This window comes from Brevundimonas sp., assembly GCF_032017145.1.
GTDB lineage: Bacteria > Pseudomonadota > Alphaproteobacteria > Caulobacterales > Caulobacteraceae > Brevundimonas.
In genome coordinates, this window is sequence record NZ_DALZQC010000132.1 from 1 (window position 1) to 8285 (window position 8285).

Here is an 8285-nt window from a genome sequence, read left to right on the forward strand (position 1 = left end):
ACACGACGGATGAACTGTCCGAGCCGACCCCGCGTCAGATGGTGCCCAGAGAATGCGCTGACGGCCTCGTCGATGATGGTTTCGACGATGAGGAGACGATGCTCGTCCGCATACCGCTGGGCCGCCTCAAGCTGGCGCCGAAGGCTGTCGCGCCCTGTCTGCGCTTCACTCGACCAGCGCACATAGACGGTGGCAGGAATCGTTGGCTGGATCGTTCGGGAGACCATGCCCGGACCATGACAATCGACCATGGTTCGAGCAGGTTGTGGCCGCCCGCCGCCGCGATCTCCAGCGCCCGCTTGGCGCTTTCCTGGCCCTTGACCTCGCGCAGGTCGGGAACGGCGGCGCCTGGGGCCAGGGGGCCGGGTTCGGGCGCGCGCAGCACCTGGGTTCCCTTGAAATGGTTGACCACGCCGATCAGGGAGCGCGGCGCCAGGATGCGCGCTCCGCCGGCCCAGGCCGCTTCCGGCCCCGTCGCCTCGGGACAGATCAGGCCCAGCCCCATGGCGTCGGCGGCCACGGCGGCGGGCAGGGCGCCGCCGACCCGCGCGATCTGGCCGTCCAGCCCCAGTTCGCCGATCGCCGCCCAGCCGTCTAAAGCATCCGGTGCGATCACCCCCATGGCCGCCATCAGGGCCAGGGCGATAGGCAGGTCGAAATGGCTGCCTTCCTTGGGCAGGTCGGCGGGGGCCAGATTGGCGATGATCCGCTTGGCGGGCAGGGCCAGGCCAATGCCGGCGAAGGCGCCGCGCACCCGCTCCTTGCTTTCGGCCACTGCCTTGTCGGGCAGGCCCACGATGTTGAAGATGGTCGGCCCGTCATTGCCGATCAGCTGGACCTCGACGTCCACGCGCCGGGCTTCCACCCCGTCGAAGGCGACCGTGACGACGCGCGCGACCATGTTCGTTCTCCCGCTCCAGCGGCAGAACGAACCATGAACTGAAATCTAATGCAAGTGGCGTTCACGCAACCTGGGCGGCGCGCTTCCTTTCGATCACGTCCCACATCAGGGCCGTGGCGTCGATGCCGGTGAAGGTCTTCAACTGCTGGGCGCCGGTGGGCGAGGTGACGTTGATCTCGGTCAGATAGTCGCCGATCACATCGATGCCGACGAAGATCAGGCCGCGTTCCCTCAGCGTCGGGCCGATGGCGGCGCAGATTTCCAGGTCGCGCGGGGTCAGTTCGACCGGCATGGCCGTGCCGCCGACGTGCAGGTTGGAGCGCACCGCGCCCGCCGCCGGAACGCGGTTGATGGCGCCGACCGGCTCGCCGTCGATCAGGATGATGCGCTTGTCGCCCTTGGTCACGGCGGGAATGAATTTCTGGATCACCAGCGGGTCGCGGCTGCCCGCCGCATGGATCTCGATCAGGGCGTCCAGGTTCGGGTCGTCGGCGCGCAGCTTGACCACGCCCGAGCCGCCGTTGCCGTGCAGCGGCTTCAGCACCACCTCGCCATGCTTCTTGTGGAAGGCGGTCAGGGCGACGGGGTCGGCCGAGATCAGGGTCGGCGGCTGCAGGCCGGGGAAGGCGGTGACCATCAGCTTCTCGGGCGCCGAACGCACCTCGGCCGGATCATTGACCACCAGCGTCCTGGGGTGGACCGTCTCCAAAAGATAGGTGGCGGTGACATAGGCCATGTCGAACGGCGGGTCCTGACGCATCAGGATGACGTCGACGTCCTCGGCCAGGTCCAGCCTTTCCCAGTCGCCGAAGTCGACGTGGTTCCCGGCCTCGCGCCGCACGGTGATCGACCGGGCGCGGCAGAACAGGCGCCCCTCCTCCAGCGCCAGGGTGCGGAAGTCATAGACCCACTGTCTGTGCCCCCGCGCCTGGGCCGTCTCGGCCATCAGGAAACTGGTGTCCGAGGTGATGTCGACGGCCTCGATCGGGTCCATCTGGATGGCGACTTTCAGCATGAATGGATCCTTGGGCGCAGGTGGATGGAGTGAGGGCGATCCCTCCTCCTCGTCATCCTCGGGCCTGTCCCGAGGATCCATACGCGCCGTCGATATCGTGAGGCACGACATGAACCGAGCGTATGGATCCTCGCCACAAGGGCGAGGATGACGGGCGGTGGGCAGGCGAATCAGTCCAGTGGGCGCGCTTCCTCGGCCAGCATGATCGGCACGCCTTCGCGGATCGGATAGGCCAGTTTGGCGCCCGCCGAGATCAGCTCATTGGCGTCGCGGTCATAGGTCAGCTTGCCGCGCGTGACCGGGCAGACCAGCACCTCGAGCAGGCGGGGATCGACAGAAACGGGGGTGTTGAAGGCGTCGCTCATTGTTCCGGGCCTGACGCGCTTAGCGCTGTTTGAGGCCGTTGTAGGGGGCCTTGTCGCATCGCGCTACTGTATGGACGGCGCGGCGTCGTCACCGCCATCGGCGGCGTCGATGCGAAGGAGCGCGGTCAGGGCCTCGGCGCGGGGCATCAGGCCCATGGCCTCCAACAAGGCCTGTTTCTCGGCCGGTTCGAACGGCAGGGCCATCGACAGACTGTTGACCAGGGCCTCCATCGGCGCGGTCTCGGCCGTCTCCCAGTCGATGTCGAGCAGGCGATGGGCCATATAGGCGCGCAGGGCGTCCAGGAAGGCGTGGCGGTCGAAATCCGGCTCGTCGGCCGGCGTCGTCAGATCGGCCTCATAGGCGTCGAACGCCGCGCGCACCTGGCGATAAGGGGCCTTGGACGGCAGTTCGGCGGCGATACGGAACCGCGACACCCCCGTCAGGGTGATCAGATACCGGCCGTCGGACGTCTCGGCGAAGCTGGTGATCCGCCCCGCGCAGCCGACCGACGACAAGGTGGGGTGGGCCGCCGTGCCGCCGTTGGGCTGGATCAGGCCGATCATCCGATCACCCGCCATGGCGTCGTCCACCATGTTCAGATAGCGCGGCTCGAAGATGTTCAGCGGCAGCTGGCCGCGCGGCAGCAGAATGGTCCCGCCCAGCGGAAAGACCGGGATCACCTGCGGCAGATCGAGCGCCCTGACATAGCCCTGCGGCATGAAGCCCTCGATGCGCTTATGAAAACAGGATGGACGACAGTCGGCGTCGCCCGTCCTTGGCTACGTCGGAACTCAGGCCCGCCGCCTCGAAGATGACCAGCAACTGTTTGCGCGCCGCCTGGTCGTTCCATTCGCGGTCGGCCTTGACGATGTGAAGCAGGTTGTCGACGGCGCCCTTGAAGTCGCCGGCCGCGCTCTGGGCCTCGGCTAAATCAAAGCGGGCCTGATGATCGTTCGGATCGGCGGCGACCTTGGCCTCCAGTTCGGCCGAGGCGCCGGAAGGGGCTTTCGACGCCAGGGCCAGCTGGGCGCGCACGCTCTGGACCGTCGGCTCCTTGGAATCCTGCGGCGCCATGGCGATGGTCTGGGCCGCCTGTTCGGGGTCGCCGCCCGCCAGATAGACCCGCGCCATGCCGGCGATGGCCTTTTCGTTCTCCGGCTCGATCGACAGGACGTGGGCGAAGGCCTGGGCCGCGCCGCCGAAATCGTTCAGGCCCAGCGATTCCTCGCCCAGTTCCAGCAGTTGCGCCGTTTCGGTCGAGCCCCCCTGACCGCCGGTCAGCTTGTCGATGAAGGTCTTGATCTGGCTGTCGGGGATCGCGCCCTGGAAACCGTCGACCGGCTGGCCGTTGACGAAGGCGTAGACGGTCGGGATCGACTGCACCCGCAACTGGCCCGCATAGGCCGGGTTGGCGTCCACATCGATCTTGACCATCTTCACCGCCCCCTTGGCGGCGCGTACGGCCTTCTCAAGCGCAGGCCCCAGGGTCCGGCACGGCCCGCACCAGGTGGCCCAGAAATCGACGATGACCGGCTGGATCTTCGACGCCTCGATCACGTCGGTCATGAAGGAGGCGTCGGCGCCTTCCTTGATCAGGTCGCCGGCGGCGTCGGGGGTCAGGGTCGGGTCGAGCAGGGTCATGGGCGAGGTCCGCAGAGATCGGTCAGGTTCAACGGTTCAGATGGCGTCGGGATGCGTCGGCATCAAGCCGCGAAAAGGTCGCGCCGGGATTTCAGACGGTGGTCATGAAAAAACACCGTCTAATTCGTCTAAAATCGCCTCTCGTCGCCGCGCGCTCGCTCCATGATTTGCGAGATGGGGCCTTGGCCACGAGGTTCAAGCGGTTGGCGTCAAGCGGTGACGACCGCGCAAAAGCAAAGCTAGCCGGCCTGCCAGAAATATGACGCTAGGCCGATCAAGGTGGCCAGGCCTAGGCAGCCTCTAAGCGCCAATGAGGGCTTGTACCAATCATCGCGGCCCTGGAGCACTGCCGTTTGATGTTCACGCACGCCGCGTTGCAACATGACGAAGGTTGATAGGCCGACGAGCGGCAACCACGCGTACGAAGACGTGACCCAGATCCAAGTCTCTCGAATCAGGTTGTTCACCCCCAAGAAAGATAGGGTCGCGACTACAAGTGAGATTATCGCCAGCGCCCACATTGTTATTGTCCAACGATCTTGCATCAAACGTCCCCCAAAGCCCCGAAATCCACCAAGATCGGCTCCCGCCCCAGCAGCGCCAGCACTCGCCGGAAGGCCGTCTGATCCAGGGCGGTGGTCGCCGTATTGGTCAGGGGGTGGAAGTTGACGACAGCGGCGTCCCACAGGCGGCGGTCCAGCACGAAGGTGACGCGGCGGTCGGTGTCGTTGATCAGGCCCAGCGCCGTGACAGAGCCGGGGCGGACGCCCAGAGTCTCCCACAGCAAGATTTCGTTGCCGAACGACAGCCGTCCCGACCCCATGGCGCCCGCCGCGCGCTTCAGGTCGATCATCGTGTCCTGACGCGCCGAGATCAGCCAAAGCCGGTCTTTGTGATCCTTGAGGAACAGGTTCTTGGTGTGGGCGCCGGGCAGGCCGGCCTTGAGGTCCAACCCTTCCTCGACCCGAAAGACGGCCGGGTGGTCGTGGGTCACATGGTCCACGCCGTTGTCGGCCAGCCAGGCGGTCAGTCGGTCGCGGTCGAAAGACGGGGTGGGCGCGGGTGCGTCGGTCATGGTTGAGCCGTTGGGTTTCGGGCGTTAGGAAATGTCCATGGTCGATACCGTCAACACGCGCCCGCTGGAACTCGAATGCTATCCGATGACGGCCCGGCCGCCGGACCTGGTGCCCGGCCGCCAGTCGCGCAACTGGATGGACGCCTTCATCAGCCGCCACCCCTATCGCTGCCTGCCGCTGAACATGGCCAACACCACGGGGTGGGAGATCCTGTGCCCGTTCGGCTTCTCGGCCGAGTGGAACGGCGGCCCGCGCCAGGAAGACATCGTCATCACGCCGGACCGGCCCCAGCACGACCTGGACCATTTCGTCACCTCGCACTTCTCGCGCGGGGTCATGACCATGCATCCCCAGTATCTGTTCCGCACGCCGCCGGGCTGGGGGATGATGTGTTCGGGGTCGCCCAACCATGTGAAGGACGGGATCCAGCCGCTGGTCGGCCTGATCGAGACCGACTGGCTGCCCTTCCCCTTCACCATGAACTGGATCTTCACCCGGCCGGGACGGATCACCTTCGAGAAGGGCGAGCCCTTCTGCTTCATCAATCTGATCGAACACAAGAAGGTCGAACAGTTCCAGCCGATCATCCGCACGCTGGAATCCAACCCGGTGATGAAGGGCCAGTTCGAGGCCTGGAACCGCGCCCGCACCGACTTCAACCAGCGTCTGGCCGGCGGCGATCCCGATGCGGCCAAGGAGGCGTGGCAGCGGTATTACTTCAAGGGCGAAGTGCCGGAAAACCTGGGCGCCGCGCCGGCCACCCACTCCAACAAGCGCCGGCTGAAGTCGCCGCGCGTCGGATAGACAAAAGCCCTCTCCCGGCAGGGAGAGGGCTTGAGCATACGGCGGCGAAGGCCGTCGTTTACGAGGTCGGGCGCGTGACCTGCGGACCCAGGTTCTGGATCACCTCGCGCGCGTCGAAGGCGTTGGGGTCGTTGGCGGGCTTGGCGCCACGGCCCATGATGATCTCGGCGTTGGCCTCGAAGCGGTCGACCTGGCGCACGTCGAAGTCGCTGGCGCCCCAGCCCCAACGGTCCCACGGGCTCCAGAAGCCGCCGCGGTAGTAGCGCCACGACGGACCCCAGTAGGGGCCATAGAAGCTGTTGTAACGCGAGTAGAAGGGGTCGGGCGTGCCGACGAAGCGGGTGTCGCGGTCGGTGGCGCGGTTGACGGTGGCGAACCAGTCATAGCCGCTTTCGGCCGTCAGTTCCGCCGAGCGCAGCAGCAGGCCCATCTCGACCTGATCGCGCGAGGTGACGGAATTGCCGGCGAAGCTGACGCGGAAGCGGTTGTTCTCCAGCCGCTGTTCGGCATAGCCGCCGCGCTGGCCGTTCAGGCCGGCGGGTTGATACGGGGTGGCGGTGGCGCAGGCGGCGAGGGCCAGCCCCGCAGCCACCGTCATCGCCAGGGTCTTCAAAGGTAGGGCTTTCATGAAATCAAACTCCTTGATCGCCCATTCGGGCGCGCTGACGGCTGAACGGAGCATGAACGGCGGCGTTCCAATCCAATCTAGGACGAAGCGTCGCCATTTCTAGAGCCTTGCGACGATCAGCACCGCCGCCGTCATCAGCAGCACGCCGACGAAGACGCCGAACCCCTTGCGAAAGCGGGGCTGCTGCATCCGCCGCGACAGGGCCGCGCCGGACAGGGCGTAGGCGCTCATCGACATCATATCCATGCCGATGGCCGCGACGGCGAACAGGGCCATCTGCGGCGCGACCGGCCGGCTGACGTCCACGAAGGGCGGCAGGACGGCGGTGAAGAACAGGATGGCCTTGTGGTTGGCGATCTGGACCGCGAAACCGTCGACCAGGGCGCTGCGGCCCCGGCGAACCACGACATGGTCGGGCTGGGCCGCGGTGGCGTAGGCGCCGCGCAACGCCTTGATCCCCAGCCAGGCGACATAGAGGGCGCCGAGCACGGCGATGACCTTGAAGGCGGCGGGAAAGGCCTTGACCAGGGCGCCCAGACCCAGCGCCGCCGCGCCGAACCAGACCAGGGTCGCCGCATTCATGCCCAGCACCCCGACCAGGGCCGAGGCGCGGCCCTTCTCCACCCCGGTCGCCACGGCGAACAGATTGGCCGGACCCGGCGTGACGGCCATCACCGCCATGACGCCCAGGAAGGTCGAATACAGGTGCGGATCGACGGGCAGGGCGGACATGCGGCGCGATGTCGCCGGTCCGCCGTGCGCGGTCAAGCCGTGCGCGTCAGCCGCGCCCGGAAATCAGGCGCGCGGACGGCGGGGCGTTTGGGGCGGTTCAGGCGGCGCGGCGGCCTCAACCGTCTCGGGCGCCTCGACCGCTTCAGGGTCGACGGCGTCGGCGGCCTGATCCAGCGCATACTGGGCGATCAGCCCATAGGTGACCATCTGCTCGGGATCGGGATTGGCCCAGGTTCCGTTCTGCGCGATGCCGGTTCCGACGACCGAGCCGTAGCGCGCGCCGTCCTCGATCGCCTGTTTGACCTCCGGGTCGTTCAGGGCGTCGGCGACAAGGGTGTCGACATCGATGTTCTTCAGCGCCTCGGCCGCCATTTCGCCGGCGTGTTTGGCCGTCTCGGCGGTGAAGGCGGCGACGTCCGGGGCGTATTCGCTCCACAGGGCGGCGATGCGGCTGCCCCGCTGCGCCTCGCTGAGGCTGGGGTCCTCGGAAAGCGCCTCGGCGCGTTTGCCGAACTCCTCCATCCGCGCCTCGAAGGCGGTGGAGGCGGCCTCCATGCGGGCCTCGGCCGCCGCGGTCGGCGCGTCCTGGACGCGGGCGGCCGCAGGCGAGGCGAGGCTGATCAGCACCAGAGGCAGGGCGGCGCCGAGGCCGAGCAGACGGATCATGGGACAGCTCCCCCAAAAATGACCCGTGCAAACTCCGCTCTCGGCGGCCCCGCCTCAAGTGAAATCGCGGTAAGGCGGCCTTACTGCGGTTGGGCCGGGGCCGATGCGGCGGGAGCGGCGGCCGCTTCCTCGGCCTTGGCGCGGACCATGGCGGGGATGGATTTGATCTGGGTGGCGGCCATGGCCATCTGATCGGCCGGGGCGCCCTGGGCGACCGCATAGGTCCGCAGTTCCTCGGCGAAGGTATCGGCCTGACCCTGATAACGCGCCTGCAGGGCGTCCAGATCGGTCTTGGCCTTGGCCTTGTCGGCCTGGGCGGCGGCGGCCTGCATTTCCGTCGCCATGGCTTCCATGCTTTCGCCGAAAGCCTCGCCCTTGGCTTCAAAGGCGGCGGCTTCCGGGCTTTCGGCCGCCTCGGCGGGCGCGGGAGCGGCGGGCTGGGCGGCGGGGGCCGGG

The 8285-nt window shown here is 67.3% G+C and carries 11 protein-coding genes and 1 pseudogene; 1 reads left to right on the top strand and 11 read right to left on the bottom strand.

What is annotated here, in order from left to right; all coding sequences use genetic code 11:
- The 7 genes and pseudogenes from RTU05_RS18335 to RTU05_RS16000 all read right to left on the bottom strand — a co-directional run.
- Positions 1-251: recombinase family protein (locus RTU05_RS18335; protein ID WP_409411640.1), on the bottom strand; the 251-nt coding region annotated here is incomplete at its 3' end.
- A 5-nt stretch (positions 252-256) separates the two neighbouring features.
- Positions 257-901 (bottom strand): annotated as a pseudogene (locus RTU05_RS15975) (magnesium chelatase domain-containing protein); the annotation flags it as partial.
- A gap of 61 nt (positions 902-962) precedes the next feature.
- Complete coding sequence (gshB, locus tag RTU05_RS15980; RefSeq protein WP_312599323.1) at positions 963-1916, bottom strand: glutathione synthase; 954 nt, start codon at positions 1914-1916, stop codon at positions 963-965.
- Positions 1917-2086: 170 nt separating this feature from the next.
- The gene (locus tag RTU05_RS15985) at positions 2087-2281 is read right to left on the bottom strand and encodes a Trm112 family protein (protein WP_166621975.1); all 195 of its coding nucleotides are present in this window, start codon (positions 2279-2281) and stop codon (positions 2087-2089) included.
- Positions 2282-2344: 63 nt separating this feature from the next.
- Positions 2345-3001, bottom strand: a complete 657-nt coding sequence (locus RTU05_RS15990; RefSeq protein ID WP_312599324.1) for an LON peptidase substrate-binding domain-containing protein — start codon at positions 2999-3001, stop codon at positions 2345-2347.
- Between the two features lie 16 nt (positions 3002-3017).
- The gene (locus tag RTU05_RS15995) at positions 3018-3923 is read right to left on the bottom strand and encodes a co-chaperone YbbN (RefSeq protein WP_312599325.1); all 906 of its coding nucleotides are present in this window, start codon (positions 3921-3923) and stop codon (positions 3018-3020) included.
- Between the two features lie 544 nt (positions 3924-4467).
- The gene (locus RTU05_RS16000) at positions 4468-4998 is read right to left on the bottom strand and encodes a prolyl-tRNA synthetase associated domain-containing protein (protein ID WP_312599326.1); all 531 of its coding nucleotides are present in this window, start codon (positions 4996-4998) and stop codon (positions 4468-4470) included.
- A gap of 37 nt (positions 4999-5035) precedes the next feature.
- On the opposite strand from RTU05_RS16000, the gene RTU05_RS16005 reads away from it, so the two are divergent.
- Entirely contained in the window at positions 5036-5803 is a 768-nt protein-coding gene (locus RTU05_RS16005) for a DUF6065 family protein (protein WP_312599327.1), read from the top strand.
- Positions 5804-5861: 58 nt separating this feature from the next.
- Here the strand turns inward: RTU05_RS16005 and RTU05_RS16010 are convergent, their stop codons facing one another.
- From RTU05_RS16010 to RTU05_RS16025, 4 genes are all read right to left on the bottom strand, one after another.
- Entirely contained in the window at positions 5862-6431 is a 570-nt protein-coding gene (locus RTU05_RS16010) for a CC0125/CC1285 family lipoprotein (RefSeq protein ID WP_312599328.1), read from the bottom strand.
- Positions 6432-6530: 99 nt separating this feature from the next.
- On the bottom strand, positions 6531-7163 hold the full coding sequence (locus tag RTU05_RS16015) for a LysE family translocator (protein ID WP_312599329.1): 633 nt from the start codon (positions 7161-7163) through the stop codon (positions 6531-6533).
- A 63-nt stretch (positions 7164-7226) separates the two neighbouring features.
- Complete coding sequence (locus tag RTU05_RS16020) at positions 7227-7829, bottom strand: hypothetical protein (protein ID WP_312599330.1); 603 nt, start codon at positions 7827-7829, stop codon at positions 7227-7229.
- Positions 7830-7909: 80 nt separating this feature from the next.
- Positions 7910-8285: translation initiation factor IF-2 (locus tag RTU05_RS16025; protein ID WP_312599331.1), on the bottom strand; the 376-nt coding region annotated here is incomplete at its 5' end.